The organism is Lentzea sp. NPDC042327 (assembly GCF_040647275.1).
In the GTDB taxonomy this organism is placed as follows: Bacteria; Actinomycetota; Actinomycetes; order Mycobacteriales; family Pseudonocardiaceae; genus Lentzea.
Map to the genome: position 1 here is coordinate 1 of NZ_JBEZBX010000021.1, position 15,133 is coordinate 15,133.

Here is a 15,133-nt window from a genome sequence, read left to right on the forward strand (position 1 = left end):
GGCTCGATCCGCTCCCACAGATCGTCCGAGACGATCCACGGCGGCGACTGACCCCTCCTCACGGTCAAACATGATCCACATCCGACATGCTGCACGCCACCACGTTGATCATTCTGTTAGGACCTCTTAGTCCCGTGAGCCCTGCCCGGTAGGCCGGTAGCCCGCTTCGAGTCGGGCCAGGGCACTCAATTTGCTCTTTGAGAATTCCACAGTGAGTCGAACCATGCCTAAATCCGGAGCATTTCGAGTGCTCCGGGAGATTCGGTGAGCCCAGGCACGCCTTTGTTCCTGGGTTTGCCGTACCTCCCGAAAGGAGTTTCGGCATGGAAGAGCGCTCGTATCCGATCGAACCCGCCGATCCGGACGGCGACGATCCGCGCTTCACGTTCGGCTTCGTCGACGAGGTCGGAGAAGTCCTTGCGAAGCACGGCTTTCCGGGCGTCGGCCAGAGCTGGCGGGACCACCTAGAGCTACAGCAAGCGCTGTACCGCTTCATCTACGTGGGAGACACAAGGACTGAGAGGTTGGCCAGTTGTTCCAAGAGATGTTGAACGAGCGGGCGCAGCAGCGGTACGGCGCGTTCGTCGGCGCGATGGACTTCGTTGAGGAACTGCTCGTACCGCTGGAAAAGCTCATCAACAAGATGAGCGAGAAGCCCGGAAAGGCTGGCAGTTGGCGGGTCGCCACGCCGGACGAACTCAAGGGCTATCTGCGAACCGCGCGGAACGACCTCAGTGCGCTTCGCGAGCAAGCCAAGCGACACGAAATCAATTTGAAGGCCAAAGAGTGGGGAGCCTGACTGATGTCGCACCAGCTCGACAACGCCGTGTCCAACCTGGACCAGGCGATGAAGCAACTCCGCACGGCAATGGACGGCATCCCGGTTCGCCGTGAGGGCTTCACGGACCTACGGCGCCGGTTCGTCCGCTCGGTCAGCGTGCTGACCACGGAAGCGTCCTACGCACGCGGGCAGCTGCCCAACAACTAGATCCGCACTGATCAACGCGGCGGCCGATCTTCGACACGTTCGAGGGTCGGCCGTCGCGCATCTACCTAGGAGTTCAACAGTGGGTTGGAAGTGGAACGCAAGCAAGCGCGTCGTGGCCGCCGAATTCCGCGCGGCTCGGTGGCTGGCTAGGAACCCGGAATGGATGCTCGCGCCGTCGGTTGTCGCTGCCGGTGCCTGCACGCTCGGCCCGACCACCACCGGCTACGTCCTCGGCGGCGCGGCTGGTGCGACCGGGCTTTGGTACCGGGGTCACCCGGACTCGTTCGACACGCTGGCCGCTCCGGTCCTGAGGGCCTGGCAGCGTCGGTGGTTCGGGGCTTACTCCGGTGGACGCTGGCGAGACCTGATGGACGTCCACAAGCTCACAACCGAGCATCGCCGGAAGAAGGTCACGAACTACCCGCGTGTGGTGCGTGTCCGGTCGTACTCACCATCGATCGACACCGTGTTGGTGAAGCTGGCCAAGGGCCAGTCACCGATGCACTTCGCCCGGCAGGCCGAAGAGCTGGCGCACTCGATCGAGGCTGAACGCGTTGCGATCGAGCTGATGAAGCCCGGTTACGTCGCGCTCGTGGTCCAGCGTGACGAACCGTTCACGGAGATCATCCCCGCGCCAGACATGCCCGAGCACTCCGAGGACGTGAACCTGCGGGCGGTGCTCCTCGGTGAAGACGAGTACGGCGGCGACTGGACCGAGCCCGTCCAAGGCACGCACACCCTCACGGCGGGCGGCACCGGGTCGGGCAAGAACTCGCTCGCCTTCGCCAAGCTGCGCTCGATGGCCCCGCTGATCAGGGACGGCATCGTCCGCCTGTGGGTCTGCGACCCGAAGTACCTGGAGTTCGCCGCCATCAAGCCGATCACGGAGAACCGCTACGCCGATGACGCGGGCGATTGCCTGGAGCTGATCGAGATGTGGGTCGACGACATGGAGCGCACCCAGAAGCGGATGCAGCGGGCGGGGCTCCGGTCAGTCCAGCCGTCGCGTGAGTACCCGCTCAACCTGCTGATCGTCGACGAGATCGGCTCCCTGGTCGCCTACCGGCCCGAGTACGCCCGGCAGATCACTGGCCTGCTGGCTCGGGGCACCTCGATGGGCCGCGCAACCCTGCACGTCGCGGACGCCTACATCCAAGAACCGGACAAGGACACGCTGTCGATCCGGGACCTGTTCCCCAACCGCGTGTGCCTGCGCACCACGTCACCGACGCACCCGGACATGGTGCTGGGTGACGGCGCTCGGGAACGGGGCGCGATCGCCGACCAAATCTCCGCCGGCATCGGCTACCGCACCGACGAACGCACACGTGTTCCTCGACGAGTTCGCGCGGCTTACACGACGGACGAGAACGTCCGCGAACTCGTGGAGTTCGTCCGCAACGGACAGACCGGCTCCATTCGATCGATCGCCTGACTTTCTTTCACCCCAACACTTTTCGCCACTAACCGTGGAGGCCTTGTCATGCTCGAAAACAGCGCTCCTCGCCGCCTGGACGGCCTGCTCCGTGCGGTCCGCGGCCACATCCGCACTCTCGGCCTGCCCCGGCCGGACCGCCTGGTCATCTCCACGCCGTCCGGCTCGGTGCACGCCGAGTTCACCTCCGGTACCGCTCCCGATCGGCTCGCGTGCCTGCTGGTCTGGGCGGCCTCGCTGCACGGGGTCGAGCTGACCTGGAGCCTGCAATCCGCGGGAATCCTCTCAGTGGCCGCGACCGGTCGCACCGGCTCCGGAATCACGTTGGGGCTGGCGGCGTCGGCTTCGGTGGTCGAGCTGGGCGGCAAGCTCAAGCCCGGCTCGGCGGTGCTGGCCAATGCCTTCCGGCTCTCCGCGTGCACGCCGGAACAGGTCACCTTCGATGAGGTCGCCACCGTTGTGCAGGCCGCGCGTCGTGGCTCGCCTTCGCGGTTGGCGGTGGCCGCGTGAACACCGAACCACACGGCTACCGCGTGCTGATGAAGCTCCTGTTCGGCGGCGAACCGCCCGCCTGGCGTGATCGGGCCGCCTGTGCCGACGCCGATCCGGCCCTGTTCCACACCGCCGGCCGAACTGCTGCCGCCAAGGCCGTGTGCGCTACCTGCCCGGTCCTCTCCGAGTGCCGCGAGAACCAACTCAGCTGGGAAGCGAACGGACCTGCTCGCTACCGAGACAACGCCTTCGGCGTCGTAGGTGGCCTGTCCGGCGCCGAACGCCGCCGTATCCATTACCCCGCCAGGAACGCAAAGGACGTGGCCTGATGAAGCTCGTACTCGCCGTCCCGGTCAATCTCCGCAGCTTCGCCCGCGTCGCTCACATGGTGTTCGCCGCTGCGGCCTCGCTGATCTGCATGTACCTGCTGTTCGGCTTCATCGGGCTCCTGGTGCTCGTCGCCGAACTGCTCTGGCTCGGGACGCTCCTGCGCAAGGCCGCGTACGGGAAGTAGGTGGCCTGGTGTCTGAGAAGTCCAAGCACAGCAACGAAAACGAGTCGTCTGAACCGCGCGAGACTCGAACCGTTCGACGCCTGCGGGCTCAGCTCGATGAGGCGCAGGACATCCACCAACTCGCCGCGAACCCGTTGCTGGCGGCCGTCCGTGCGGACCGGTTCCGGGTCTCGGTCACGCGCTCCATGTGGTGCTTCCTTACCTGCGGCCTCGGCTTCACCGCGACCGGCGTGCAAGCGTTCCTCGCCGGACACCTCGGGCCGTCTGACCCGATGTGGTGGGGCGCGTGGCTCGTGGAACCGGCCTTCGCCGGAATCCTGATCACGCTCCTGCGGTGGGAAGCGCAGATGCTGTCCCAGGGCCTTGGCGTCGATGACCGGCCGGTCAAGTGGCTCAAGCGGGTGCTGCTCGGGGCCACGCTTGTCACCAACGTGTGGTCGTCGCTGCGGCCTCCGGACGGGCAGATCAACGCGGGGATGGTGTTCCTGCACCTCGTGATCCCCCTCGTGGTGTTCCTGCTGGCCGAAGTCATGCCGGTCATTCAGCAACGGTGCAACGCCGCGCGTGATCTGGCCGCTCAGGTCGTCGCTCCCGCACCCGCGACCACCGTTGCTGCACCGGCACCCGTCCGGTCCGCCGTACGGCTTCCTGGGCACCTCCAAGGCGCGTTGGACGCCAAGGCGAACGAGGTCCGCGCTCAAGGCCGCGCGCTGACGGCGCAGGACGTCCAGGACGCGCTGAACGTGCCCGAGGACTACGCGGTGCGTATCGCCGCACAGCTCGCGGCCTGACCCATCTCGATCAACGCGGGGCATGACCAGAACACCGGTCGTGCCCCGCCTTTTCGTTTCTCCACAACGGAAGGAGCGTCATCCGTGCTCACTCTGGAAGACCGGATCTCTGCACGCGTCAAGGCGGTCGACTTCCGGGCGTGGCGAGACCGGGTGACCGCGATCGGTGGTTGCGCCGCGCCCATCCGGTTGTCCGGAGCCTTCCAGCTCCAGGACCTCAACGGCGGCGTGATCGAGCACATCGGCGGGGACGTCATGGTCCCGTGCGGCAACCGCCGAGAGTCGGTCTGCCCGGCCTGCTCCGACCGGTACGCGGCTGACGCCTACCACCTGATGCACGCGGGCCTGGCGGGTGGCAGCAAGGGCGTTCCCGCGGACGTTTCCGAGAAGCCTCGGGTGTTCGCGACGCTCACCGCGCCGTCGTTCGGTCCGGTCCACAACCGACCGATCACCACGACCGGGAAGGTCCGGCCCTGTACGGGCTGCGGCGAATGGCACCACGGCGACGATCCCCGCATCGGCGGTGCGGTCGACGCTGGGACATACGACTACACGGGTGCGGTGCTCTGGCAGGCACACGCGGGCAAGCTGTGGCACCGGTTCACCATCGCCCTGCGCCGCAAGCTCGCTGGCGCGGCCGGCCTGAAGGTCTCCGAGTTCAAGCACCACGCTCGGCTTTCTTACGCCAAGGTCGCCGAGTACCAGCGGCGGGGACTGGTCCACTTCCACGCCGTCGTTCGCGTCGACGGACCGGACGGACCGGACGGACCTCACGACCCCACCCCGGCATGGGCCACGGCAGAAGTCCTCGGCGACTGCATCAAGGCGGCGGCTCGCTCGGTCGGGATCGACACCACGCGGCCGGATGGCTCGGCGCTGCGCCTCGTGTGGGGTGAACAAGTCGACACCAAGGGAATCCGCGGCTCCCAGGTAGAAGACGACTCTGGCGAGATCAGTGAGGCCCGATTGGCGGGCTACGTCGCCAAGTACGCCACCAAGGGCACGGGTGCGAGGGACACAGCGGACCGGCCGATCCGCTCGCAGCTGGACATCGACGTCCTGCACATCTCCGAGCACCACCGGCGGATGGTGCAGACCGCGTGGGACCTCGGCGGCCTGGCCGACTTCGAGGAACTGAACCTGAGGAAGTGGGCGCACATGCTCGGCTTCCGCGGCCACTTCCTCACCAAGTCCAAGCACTACTCCACGACGTTCCGCGCCATCCGCGAAGAACGCCGGACGTTCCGAACGCTCGAAATGTTCGAACGCCTCCAACTCGACCCCGCGGCCGTAGTCGTCGTCAACGACTGGCAGTACGCCGGGTCCGGTTACGACAACGACGCGGAACGCGAGCTCGCCGCCGGCATCGCCGAACGAGTGCGAGCTCAACGCCTACGCAAGTACGCACAGGAGGGGGGACCTCACCATGTCCGAGCTGCCTAACCCGGACGACTTCATGACAGCCGACGAGTTCTGCGCCCGGATGCGCATCTCGAAGGACACGTTCTACAAGTGGCGGCAGATTCCCGGCGCCGCTCCTGTCGTGCACAAGATGCGGAACGGGGCACTGCGCATCTCCGGCGCCGACTTCGCCGCGTGGCTGCTCGGCCTGCGGAGTGATGCCGCGTGAACCTCACCTACAAGGTCAGCATCTACGCGCTCAAGGTCCTCAAGCCCGACGCGAACGGGAAGGTGCGCCCGAAGCCGTACGGGGTCCGCTGGGCGACCGCCGGAAAGCAGCACTCGGAGTGGTACAAGTCCAAGGCTCTCGCGGACAACCGGCGCTCCGATCTGAAGCAGTTCGTCAGGAAGGGCGAGGCCTTCGACATCACCTCGGGGCTGCCCGAGTCGGAGGTAAAGAAGCAGTCCGCGCGGTCGCTGTTGAAGCTCGCGCAGGAGTTCATCAGCGAGTCGTGGGAGGAGGCGGCGCCTAACACGCGGAAGCGCTACGTCGACACCTTGGCCATCCCGGTGGCCGCGTTCGTGGGGTCGCAGAAGGGTGCGCCTCCGGCTCGCGTGCTCCGGCGGGTGCTCACGACGTACCTCCTGCCCGACAACACCCGGAACCGGCCACTGACGGAGACGGAACAGGACGCGGTGGGTTGGATCGAGGCCAACTCTCGTCTGGTTCGAGAACTGGCTGACAAGATCGAAGCTGGTCGGCTGCTGCGGTCGCTCGGCCGGAACCTCAACGGCAAAGTTGCGGCGGCGTGGACGACACGAACCCGGCGGGGCGTGCTTCACCACCTGCTCGGGTTCGCAGTCGACGTCGGTGAACTCGATGCGAATCCGGTGACCGGGCTGAAGTCCTCGGTGCAGCGGGGCACGAGCGAGGTTGACCCGCGGTCGGTGGTGAACCCGGCTCAAGGGCGCCAGTGCCTCGCGGCCGTGACCTACGCGGGCACCACGACCGGGCAGTACGACTACCTGTACGGGTTCTTCGCGACGATGTACTACGCGGCTCTGCGGCCGTGTGAGGTCAACCGGCTGCGCGAAGCTGACTGCAAGCTGCCCGAGACCGGCTGGGGTGAACTCATCCTGGAGAAGTCGGCTTCGCGGGCGAACGGGCGGTGCACCGACTCTGGCGAGTTGTGGGAGACGCGCTCACTCAAGCGGCAGGCTGAAGGTGCCGTCCGGCCGGTGCCGATTCCGCCCGTGTTGGTCGCGATCCTTCGGTGGCATCTGGAGACGTTCGGGACTACCTCGGACGGGCGGCTGTTCCGCGGGACGATCAGCGGCGGGCCCATCAACGCGACGGTCTACACCCACGCTTGGGGTCGCGTTCGTGAGCTCGCGCTCTCGCCGGAGCAGTTCGAGTCGCCGTTGGCGGACACGCCGTACTCGCTCCGGCACGCGGCGGTCTCGACGTGGCTCGCGGCCGGCCTGCCTCCGGCTGAGGTCGCGGTGCGGGCTGGGCACACGGTCGACGTTCTGTTGAAGGTCTACGCGAAGGTGCTGGACGGGCAGCGGGAGAAGTCGAACCAGAAGATCGACGCCGTGTTGAACGGCGACGCCTGACCAGCCTCGCTATGTGTACGCGAAGGTCCCTCGGAACTAACTGTCCTCTGCACCTTCGAGTGTGGACGCCTGCCCTCAGGAGGCGTACCGGGCATCACGCCCAGTACGCCGGCCGCGGAATCGCAACCCCATCCGAGGTCGTCACGGTCGCGGGCAGCTGCGCCTGGCGGATCTTGGCGTCGCCGATGGTGAAGGAGCCATCGACGGCCCGTGCAAGGTCGCTGGAGTGACGCTTCGGCGGGAAGGCCACGATGATCCGCTTCTCAGGACACATCCGCTTGACCGCACGAACTCCAGGACACAGGTCGCTGTCACCCGAGATAAGGAGAGCGACGTCGTAGCGGTCGCACGCGGCGTCCTCGACCATCGCCACGGCGATGCTGACGTCCGTCTCCTTCTCCTCGTACACGTTCCAACGGGAGTTGCAGGTCCGGCAAAAGCGGTTCTTCAGCTGGAACCGGCCGTTTACCACCGTCAACCGCGGGCAGTGATGCGTGAGAGCGTGAAGGTAGTCCGTCTGACGCTGGAGGCCGGCCGGATCGTTGCGGACGGCAGCAGTGAAGTACTGGACGTTCTCCAGCTTCTGACCAGGGCGGAGCAAGCTGGTCACCAACGCATCAAGGTCAAGCCACAGGTGCTTGCGACCCGACGCGGCCTTGAGGCCGTGGTAGAGGTTGAAGCCGTCGACGTAGGCGGTGACTCGCACCACGGGGTCCTCCCTGGCGATCAGCCCTACGTCTCCGGTAGGGTATGGCTATACCACGCCAGGGCGAGAGCCTTGGCCCGACGGCCCCGGCAACGGGGCCGTTTCTATTTCTCTTGCTTCGCGCAGCAGGCCACGCCGCGCGACGAAGCCCACCGCCAGGTGTGCACACGACACACCGCTGCACCATCTCCTCAGCCGCGGGTACAACCTTCCCGTGCACGCCGTACGGCCCGTGGCGCCGCATAGGCCCGTAGAGTAGACCGCAGCAGCAGCGGGACGCAACACACCGCACTGCATCTACCCGCAGTTCGAATCTCGGGTTGTGCGGGGTTGCAGGTGCGCGGCGACGGCTCTATGGTCAGGAACATCCAGACCTGGGCCTCAAGCCCTACCTGCACGACAAGGAGCCCCTATGGCCGCCATGCACGAGGGCGTACCGGTAAATCTGATGCTGTTCAGGGAGCGGGCAGCGATCGGCGTCATGAGCTGGGGCACCCTGCTAACCCTGGTCCCCGACCCCATCCTTGAGGAGACGAAGGGCGCGCTCCGCTACGACCGCCGCCTGCGCGAGCACGCCGAGCTCCGCGAAACGGTGCAACGACTCCTCAAAGGCACCCAAAAGGGACGCAATGTAGCGTCATATGCGTCCTACATTGCCGCCGGACTTCGAAACGACCTCGGCAACGCCTGGTCTACGCCACCTCTATGCCTCTGGTCCTCGCGACCACTACGATTCACGGGCGACGATTCGGATAAGCCAGCACTTGGACGCCCGGTAGTCGCCTCACTCCCTCTCGGGAATCCAGTCATCGCCATTGACGCGGAAACCCAGGTCGCAGCTATGCACAAGATCATGAACGATCCCGCGGCGTTCGAGCTCGACGACACCGAACTCTCAGATATGGCCGTGCCCTACGAGCTCTATTGGGGAATTTCAAGCGAAGAGGCGCGGCAGATCTTTCATGATCGAAACCTGTTCGGCGTTCCTGTCGCGAAGACCCTCGCGCTCTCGATGGACCAGCGCGACTTCGGCACTACGGTTGCCCAGCACGCTATGGCCATGACCACAGTACAAGTCGACGACAAGCCCGTGGAGTTCACGAAGTACGTGAACACCAAGAAACGGCAGCTCGCCAAGACCGACACGGAGTGGGTCACCCTGTCAGCGCTGCGATCGCTCGCCGTCACGGTGATGCTCGGGAAGCCCGGAATCGAGGAAACCTCAGGCACGATCGAGTCGAGTCGAATTCCCAACTTCCAGTCGACCGAAGTTCGCGATCAGGTTGCGGCGACAGTGTCCCTGATCATCTCCTCCTTCTCGGATGAGTTTTCCAAGCGAACCGCCATTACGACACCAGCGGTGTTGGCCGGCGTTGGAGCAGCTGCACACACCACAATGCCTTGGTCTACGGACGAATCCCATATGGAACGGGAAGAATTCGTCTCACTTTTGAAGGACATCCGCTGGGATCGCGAGCCTCAGTACTGGGAAGGCGTAGCCGCGAAGCGGACCGCCAAGGGCGAACTTTCCTTCGCCGGTGGCGCCAAAGACTCCGGGCACCGCGTTTGTGATGCCATCCTTCGGCCCGACTCACCGCTGGGCCTACGGATTCGCGGGAAGTAGCCACGCGACAGCGCCACCGGAACGCAAAGGCCCCGCAGGCGTCGCGGCGAAGTCGTCGCGGTAGTCGAGACGCAAACCGAACCGAGGGTGTTTGCGCAGGTAGACTGACATGAAAGAGCCCCCGGCGATGATCTCGCCGGGGGCTCTTCTTGTTCCACACATGTTCCAGAGACAGCCGCAGAAGGCCACAGTCAGCGGCAGATGGTGACCTGCCGACGCTGACGTCGTTGGCAGCATCGAAGCAGGTCAACCCGCATATGAGGCCTTCAAGGAGGAACCGCGGAACGGCACTGCGTGGGCGAGGTCTAGCCGCGCAGTTCCATCGTGCAGCACTTCGGCCCACCACCGGACTTGCGCAGCTCCGAGATGTCCACGAACACGGGCTCGAACCCGCGCAGGGCCACCTGCTCCGCCAGGTGCGTGGCCTCGACGGGCATCACGACGTGCTTGCCGTCGGACACCGCGTTCAGGCCCAGGCAGACCGCGTCGGCGTCGTTGGCGATCACCGCGTCCGGGAACAGGCGGCGCAGCACCGCCTGTGAGCCGGGCGAGAAGGCTTCCGGGTAGTAGGCGACCAGGGGGGTCGGGGACTGGTCGTCGAGCATGAACAGGGCCACGTCGAGGTGGTAGAAGCGCGGGTCGACCAGCTGCAGGGACACCACGGGGACGCCGAGGACCTCCTGGGCCTCGCCGTGGGCGTGGGGGTCGGTGCGGAAGCCCGTGCCGGCCAGCAGCAGGGTGCCGGTCCAGGTGAAGTCGCCCTCCGCCTCGTTCACGGCGGTGGGCATGACGACGGAGTTGTAGCCGGAGGCGAGGAACCAGCGGCGGAAGTGGTCGGCTTCTGCCGCGCGTTGCGGGGCGCGGAAGCGGGAGCCGAGGACGCGGCCGTCGACGACGGTGCCGCTGTTGGCGGAGAAGACCATGTCGGGGAGGCCGGGGACCGGGTCGATGACGTTCACCTCGTGGCCGAGGCGTTCGTAGGTCTCCTTGAGCGCGGTCCACTGCTCCACGGCCAGCGAGGTGCTGGTGGGCTGCGTGGGGTCCATCCACGGGTTGATCGCGTACTCCACCGTGAAGTACGTCGGCGGGCACATCAGGTACCGACGGGTGGTCGGCGTGCGCGTCGGCGCGAGGGGTGCGGCGATGTCGAGCGTGATCGGCTCGGCCGGCCCGGAGATGGATACCGTCATGGATCGAAATGTAAAGGTGAGGATGACCCTCGAACAACGCCGCGATATTGCGTGAACTAGGGCAGAATGTTGCGTGTGGACAGCATTGACCAGCGAATCATTTCGTGCCTGATGGCGAACGCACGGTCCAGCTACGCGGAGATCGGCAAGGAGGTCGGGCTCAGCGCACCCGCGGTGAAGCGGCGGGTGGACAAACTGCTGGACAACGGGGTGTTGCGCGGGTTCACGGCCGTGGTGGACCCGGAGGCGCTCGGGTGGGGCACCGAGGCGTTCGTGGAGGTGCACTGCAGGGGGAACGTGGCGCCGCACGACATCCAGCACCGGCTGGAGCCGATGGCCGAGGTCAGCGCGGCCTACACGGTGTCCGGCGCGGCGGACGCGATCGTGCACCTGCGGGCCGCGGACATCCACCACCTGGAGACGGCGCTGGAGCGGCTCAGGGCCGTCGAGATCATCGACCGGACGGTGTCCACGGTGGTGCTGTCCCGGCTGCTGGACCGGCCGCCGGCACCCTAGAGTCCGGGCCATGGCTCAGGTTCTGCTGGAGTGCGCCGACTCCGTCGCCGTGATCACGATCGACGACCCGGAGCGGCGCAACGCGTTGACGATCGACCTGTCGGAGGAGCTCGCGGACAAGGTCGCCGAGGCCGAGGAGCGCGCCAACGCGGTGGTCGTCACCGGGGCGCCGCCGGCGTTCTGCGCCGGTGCGGACCTCACGCAGCTCGGCAACTCCAAGGACGAGGGGCTGCGGCGGATCTACCGCGGGTTCCTCGCCGTGGCGAACGCGCGGATCCCCACCATCGCCGCCGTCAACGGGGCCGCTGTCGGTGCCGGGCTCAACCTCGCGCTCGCGTGCGATGTCCTGGTGGCAGGACCGAAGGCGCGGTTCGACGCGCGGTTCCTGCAGCTCGGCATCCACCCCGGTGGCGGCATGACGTGGATGTTGCAGCGCAAGGTCGGGCCGCAGGTCGCGACCGCGATGACGTTGCTCGGGCAGGTGCTCGACGCCGACGAGGCGGTCAGGACGGGGTTGGCCTTCCAGCGTGCGGAGAACCCCGTGGAGGCGGCGAGGGGACTGGCGAGGGCGGCCGCGGAGGCACCGGCCGAACTCGTCCGGACCATCAAGGCCACGATGCGGGTGACCGATGTTCTCGACGACCACGGCGAAGCGGTCGAGACGGAGCTGCGGCCACAGGTGGTTTCGATCGACACTCCAGAGTTCGCTGCCAGGCTTGCCGCGATGAAGGCTCGGATCAGCGGGCGTTAGGTGTTACCGTGGGTAACAGGTATCGAGGGTGACGTCTGCCGCATTCAGGTATCCGCTGGTAGTGCTGTGCCTACCGTCTGAGTGAGGACCCGGTGCGGCAGATGGGACGGTTCGTCTCGCCTAGTGGTACACGGCCCGTCTCGCAGGCGGTCCTGGCGACTACCCTCGCGGTGGGGCACAGCCACCCTTGGAGAGAGGTATCGGCGTAGGAATGAGCACTGAGACCCGCAAGCTGGATCGCGTCGTGATCCGCTTCGCCGGCGACTCCGGTGACGGCATGCAGCTCACCGGAGACCGGTTCACGTCGGAAGCGGCGGCATTCGGCAACGACCTCGCCACGCAGCCCAACTTCCCCGCCGAGATCCGCGCACCACAGGGCACCCTGCCCGGTGTGTCGTCGTTCCAGCTGCACTTCGCCGACTACGACATCCTGACGCCGGGTGACCGTCCCGACGTGCTCGTGGCGATGAACCCGGCCGCGCTCAAGGCGAACGTCGTCGACCTCCCCGACGGCGGCATCCTGATCGTCAACACCGACGAGTTCTCGAAGCGGAACCTGACCAAGGTCGGGTACGACTCGAACCCGCTGGAGGACGACTCGCTGGAGAAGTTCCAGGTCCACAAGATCGCGATGGCCACGCTGACCATCGGCGCTCTGGAAGAGACCGGCCTGGGCAAGAAGGACGCGGAACGCGCGAAGAACATGTTCGCGCTCGGCCTGCTCTCGTGGATGTACCACCGGCCCACCGAGGGCACGGAACGGTTCCTGCGCGAGAAGTTCGCGAAGAAGCCGGACATCGCCGAGGCCAACGTCCTGGCGTTCCGCGCGGGCTGGAACTACGGCGAGACGACCGAGGCCTTCGCCGTCACCTACGAGGTGGCGCCCGCGAAGCTCAACACCGGCACCTACCGCCAGATCACCGGCAACACGGCGACGGCGTACGGGATCGTCGCGGCGGCGCAGCGCTCGAAGCTGCCCGTCGTGCTCGGCACGTACCCGATCACGCCCGCGTCGGACATCCTGCACGAGCTGTCGAAGCACAAGAACTTCGGCATCACGACCGTGCAGGCCGAGGACGAGATCGCCGGCATCGGCATCGCGCTCGGCGCGTCCTACGGCGGTGCGCTCGGCGTCACGTCGACGTCGGGTCCCGGCATCGCGCTGAAGTCCGAGACCATCGGCCTCGCGGTGATGACGGAGCTGCCGCTCCTGGTGATCGACGTGCAGCGCGGTGGCCCGTCCACCGGTCTGCCGACGAAGACCGAGCAGGCGGACCTGCTGCAGGCGATGTTCGGCCGCAACGGCGAGTCGCCGGTGCCGATCGTCGCGCCGCAGTCGCCGTCCGACTGCTTCGACGCGGTGGTGGACGCCTGCCGCATCGCGCTCAAGTACCGCACGCCGGTGCTGTTCCTGTCCGACGGCGCGGTCGCGAACGGTTCCGAGCCGTGGCTGATCCCCGACGTCGACGCGCTGCCCGACCTCACCGTCGAGTTCGCGACCGACCCGGAGAACTTCCAGCCGTACTCGCGCGACCCGGAGACGCTGGCCCGCCCGTGGGCCGTGCCCGGCACCCCCGGTCTGCAGCACCGCATCGGCGGTCTGGAGAAGCAGGACGTCACCGGCAACATCTCCTACGACCCGGAGAACCACGACCGGATGGTCCGCCTGCGCCAGGCGAAGATCGACGGCATCGAGGTCCCCGACGTCGTGGTGGACGACCCGAGCGGCGAGGCCCGCGTGCTGGTCCTCGGCTGGGGTTCGTCCTACGGCCCGATCGGCGCGGCCGCACGCCGCGTCCGCAAGCTGGGCCTGCCGGTCGCCCACGCGCACCTGCGGCACCTCAACCCGTTCCCGAAGAACCTGGGCGAGGTGCTCGGCCGGTACGACAGGGTGGTCGTGCCGGAAATGAACCTGGGCCAGCTCGCGTTGCTGTTGAGGGCCAAGTACCTCGTGGACGCGGTGTCCTACACGAAGGTGCAGGGTCTGCCGTTCAAGGCGGAAGAGCTCCAGGACGTGCTCGCTGACGTGATCAAGGGGGTGTCGGCGTGACTGCGATCGACCTCGGAATCCCGGGACTGACCGGAGTTCCCACGACGGACGAGAAGCAGACGGCCAGGGACTACAAGTCGGACCAGGAGGTCCGCTGGTGTCCCGGCTGCGGCGACTACATCGTGCTCAACACCGTGCAGTCGTTCCTGCCGTCGCTCGGTCTCAAGCGCGAGAACATCGTGTTCGTGTCGGGCATCGGGTGCTCGTCCCGGTTCCCGTACTACATGAACACCTACGGCATGCACTCCATCCACGGCCGTGCGCCGGCCATCGCCACGGGTCTCGCCGTGGCGCGGCCGGACCTGTCGGTGTGGGTGGTGACCGGTGACGGTGACGCGCTCTCGATCGGCGGCAACCACCTGATCCACACGCTGCGCCGCAACGTGAACCTCAAGATCCTGCTGTTCAACAACCGGATCTACGGCCTCACGAAGGGCCAGTACTCGCCGACGTCAGAAGAGGGCAAGGTCACCAAGTCGACCCCGATCGGCTCGCTGGACCACCCGTTCAACCCGGTGTCGCTGGCGCTGGGCGCGGAGGCGTCCTTCGTGGGCCGCGCGCTCGACTCCGACAAGGCGGGTCTCACGTCGGTGCTGCGCCAGGCCGCCGAGCACCGCGGGTCGGCGCTCGTGGAGATCTACCAGAACTGCCCGATCTTCAACGACGGCGCGTTCGACGTCCTCAAGGACGCCGACGAGGCCCAGCGCCGGATCATCAACGTCGTCGACGGCGAGCCGATCCGGTTCGGCCGCGAGGGCGAGTACTGCGTGGTCCGCGACGGCTTCGGCCTGGCGGTCGCGAAGTCCGCCGACGTGGACGCCTCGGACGTCGTGGTGCACGACGCGTCGGACCTGAACCTGTCGTTCGCGCTGTCGCGGTTGTCGACGCAGGACCTCACGCACACGGTGACCGGTGTGTTCCGGCGTGCGGACCGTCCGACGTACGACGACGGTGCGCGGGCGCAGGTGGCGGCGGCCAAGCAGGCGAAGGCCGCGGACCTGGAGAAGCTGCTGCACGGCAAGGACACGTGGACCGTGCTCAGCGACTGATCCACGGCT

18 protein-coding genes are annotated in these 15,133 nt (G+C 66.8%); 16 read left to right on the top strand and 2 right to left on the bottom strand.

Annotated features, from left to right (window positions below; translation table 11 throughout):
- The first annotated feature begins 323 nt into the window (after positions 1-323).
- From AB0A63_RS36000 to AB0A63_RS36050, 11 genes are all read left to right on the top strand, one after another.
- On the top strand, positions 324-551 hold the full coding sequence (locus AB0A63_RS36000) for a hypothetical protein (RefSeq protein ID WP_360399591.1): 228 nt from the start codon (positions 324-326) through the stop codon (positions 549-551).
- Positions 533-799: a hypothetical protein gene (locus AB0A63_RS36005; protein WP_360399594.1), complete on the top strand. Its 267-nt coding sequence runs from the start codon at positions 533-535 to the stop codon at positions 797-799. The genes AB0A63_RS36000 and AB0A63_RS36005 overlap by 19 nt, the downstream gene beginning before the upstream one ends.
- A 3-nt stretch (positions 800-802) precedes the next feature.
- Positions 803-988: a hypothetical protein gene (locus tag AB0A63_RS36010; RefSeq protein ID WP_253322590.1), complete on the top strand. Its 186-nt coding sequence runs from the start codon at positions 803-805 to the stop codon at positions 986-988.
- Positions 989-1,454: 466 nt separating this feature from the next.
- A complete protein-coding gene (locus tag AB0A63_RS36015; protein WP_360399597.1) occupies positions 1,455-2,423 on the top strand; it encodes an FtsK/SpoIIIE domain-containing protein in 969 nt (322 codons plus the stop codon).
- Positions 2,424-2,471: 48 nt separating this feature from the next.
- On the top strand, positions 2,472-2,933 hold the full coding sequence (locus tag AB0A63_RS36020; RefSeq protein WP_360399600.1) for a hypothetical protein: 462 nt from the start codon (positions 2,472-2,474) through the stop codon (positions 2,931-2,933).
- On the top strand, positions 2,930-3,244 hold the full coding sequence (locus AB0A63_RS36025; RefSeq protein WP_360399603.1) for a WhiB family transcriptional regulator: 315 nt from the start codon (positions 2,930-2,932) through the stop codon (positions 3,242-3,244). The genes AB0A63_RS36020 and AB0A63_RS36025 overlap by 4 nt, the downstream gene beginning before the upstream one ends.
- Positions 3,244-3,429 carry a hypothetical protein gene (locus tag AB0A63_RS36030; RefSeq protein WP_360399606.1) on the top strand — a complete coding sequence of 62 codons (186 nt, stop codon included), beginning with the start codon at positions 3,244-3,246 and terminating at the stop codon, positions 3,427-3,429. The genes AB0A63_RS36025 and AB0A63_RS36030 overlap by 1 nt, the downstream gene beginning before the upstream one ends.
- A gap of 8 nt (positions 3,430-3,437) precedes the next feature.
- The gene (locus AB0A63_RS36035) at positions 3,438-4,220 is read left to right on the top strand and encodes a hypothetical protein (RefSeq protein ID WP_360399609.1); all 783 of its coding nucleotides are present in this window, start codon (positions 3,438-3,440) and stop codon (positions 4,218-4,220) included.
- 84 nt (positions 4,221-4,304) lie between these two features.
- Entirely contained in the window at positions 4,305-5,663 is a 1,359-nt protein-coding gene (locus tag AB0A63_RS36040) for a replication initiator (RefSeq protein WP_360399612.1), read from the top strand.
- Entirely contained in the window at positions 5,647-5,850 is a 204-nt protein-coding gene (locus tag AB0A63_RS36045; RefSeq protein WP_360399615.1) for a helix-turn-helix domain-containing protein, read from the top strand. Before AB0A63_RS36040 ends, AB0A63_RS36045 begins: the two co-directional genes overlap by 17 nt.
- The gene (locus AB0A63_RS36050; RefSeq protein ID WP_360399618.1) at positions 5,847-7,238 is read left to right on the top strand and encodes an integrase; all 1,392 of its coding nucleotides are present in this window, start codon (positions 5,847-5,849) and stop codon (positions 7,236-7,238) included. The genes AB0A63_RS36045 and AB0A63_RS36050 overlap by 4 nt, the downstream gene beginning before the upstream one ends.
- Before the next feature lie 94 nt (positions 7,239-7,332).
- Here the strand turns inward: AB0A63_RS36050 and AB0A63_RS36055 are convergent, their stop codons facing one another.
- On the bottom strand, positions 7,333-7,947 hold the full coding sequence (locus AB0A63_RS36055) for an NYN domain-containing protein (protein WP_360399621.1): 615 nt from the start codon (positions 7,945-7,947) through the stop codon (positions 7,333-7,335).
- A 409-nt stretch (positions 7,948-8,356) separates the two neighbouring features.
- Between AB0A63_RS36055 and AB0A63_RS36060 the strand changes: the two genes are divergently transcribed.
- Complete coding sequence (locus AB0A63_RS36060) at positions 8,357-9,568, top strand: DNA sulfur modification protein DndB (RefSeq protein WP_360399624.1); 1,212 nt, start codon at positions 8,357-8,359, stop codon at positions 9,566-9,568.
- Between the two features lie 305 nt (positions 9,569-9,873).
- Here the strand turns inward: AB0A63_RS36060 and ddaH are convergent, their stop codons facing one another.
- Positions 9,874-10,758, bottom strand: coding sequence for a dimethylargininase (gene ddaH / locus AB0A63_RS36065; protein ID WP_360399627.1), 885 nt, complete (start codon positions 10,756-10,758; stop codon positions 9,874-9,876).
- A gap of 75 nt (positions 10,759-10,833) precedes the next feature.
- On the opposite strand from ddaH, the gene AB0A63_RS36070 reads away from it, so the two are divergent.
- From AB0A63_RS36070 to AB0A63_RS36085, 4 genes are all read left to right on the top strand, one after another.
- Positions 10,834-11,274: an Lrp/AsnC family transcriptional regulator gene (locus tag AB0A63_RS36070; protein WP_360399630.1), complete on the top strand. Its 441-nt coding sequence runs from the start codon at positions 10,834-10,836 to the stop codon at positions 11,272-11,274.
- A 10-nt stretch (positions 11,275-11,284) separates the two neighbouring features.
- Positions 11,285-12,025, top strand: a complete 741-nt coding sequence (locus tag AB0A63_RS36075) for an enoyl-CoA hydratase (RefSeq protein WP_360399633.1) — start codon at positions 11,285-11,287, stop codon at positions 12,023-12,025.
- Between the two features lie 211 nt (positions 12,026-12,236).
- A complete protein-coding gene (locus AB0A63_RS36080) occupies positions 12,237-14,075 on the top strand; it encodes a 2-oxoacid:acceptor oxidoreductase subunit alpha (RefSeq protein ID WP_360399636.1) in 1,839 nt (612 codons plus the stop codon).
- On the top strand, positions 14,072-15,124 hold the full coding sequence (locus tag AB0A63_RS36085; protein ID WP_360399639.1) for a 2-oxoacid:ferredoxin oxidoreductase subunit beta: 1,053 nt from the start codon (positions 14,072-14,074) through the stop codon (positions 15,122-15,124). The genes AB0A63_RS36080 and AB0A63_RS36085 overlap by 4 nt, the downstream gene beginning before the upstream one ends.
- The last annotated feature ends 9 nt before the right edge of the window (positions 15,125-15,133 follow it).

What these genes read in the sequence shown, in the direction of transcription:
- AB0A63_RS36000 (WP_360399591.1), top strand. Translation starts at nt 324, where the DNA reads ATGGAAGAGCGCTCGTATCCGATCGAACCCGCCGATCCGGACGGCGAC.
- AB0A63_RS36010 (WP_253322590.1), top strand. Translation starts at nt 803, where the DNA reads ATGTCGCACCAGCTCGACAACGCCGTGTCCAACCTGGACCAGGCGATG.
- AB0A63_RS36020 (WP_360399600.1), top strand. Translation starts at nt 2,472, where the DNA reads ATGCTCGAAAACAGCGCTCCTCGCCGCCTGGACGGCCTGCTCCGTGCG.
- AB0A63_RS36030 (WP_360399606.1), top strand. Translation starts at nt 3,244, where the DNA reads ATGAAGCTCGTACTCGCCGTCCCGGTCAATCTCCGCAGCTTCGCCCGC.
- AB0A63_RS36045 (WP_360399615.1), top strand. Translation starts at nt 5,647, where the DNA reads ATGTCCGAGCTGCCTAACCCGGACGACTTCATGACAGCCGACGAGTTC.
- AB0A63_RS36060 (WP_360399624.1), top strand. Translation starts at nt 8,357, where the DNA reads ATGGCCGCCATGCACGAGGGCGTACCGGTAAATCTGATGCTGTTCAGG.
- ddaH (WP_360399627.1), bottom strand. Translation starts at nt 10,758, where the DNA reads ATGACGGTATCCATCTCCGGGCCGGCCGAGCCGATCACGCTCGACATC.
- AB0A63_RS36075 (WP_360399633.1), top strand. Translation starts at nt 11,285, where the DNA reads ATGGCTCAGGTTCTGCTGGAGTGCGCCGACTCCGTCGCCGTGATCACG.
- AB0A63_RS36080 (WP_360399636.1), top strand. Translation starts at nt 12,237, where the DNA reads ATGAGCACTGAGACCCGCAAGCTGGATCGCGTCGTGATCCGCTTCGCC.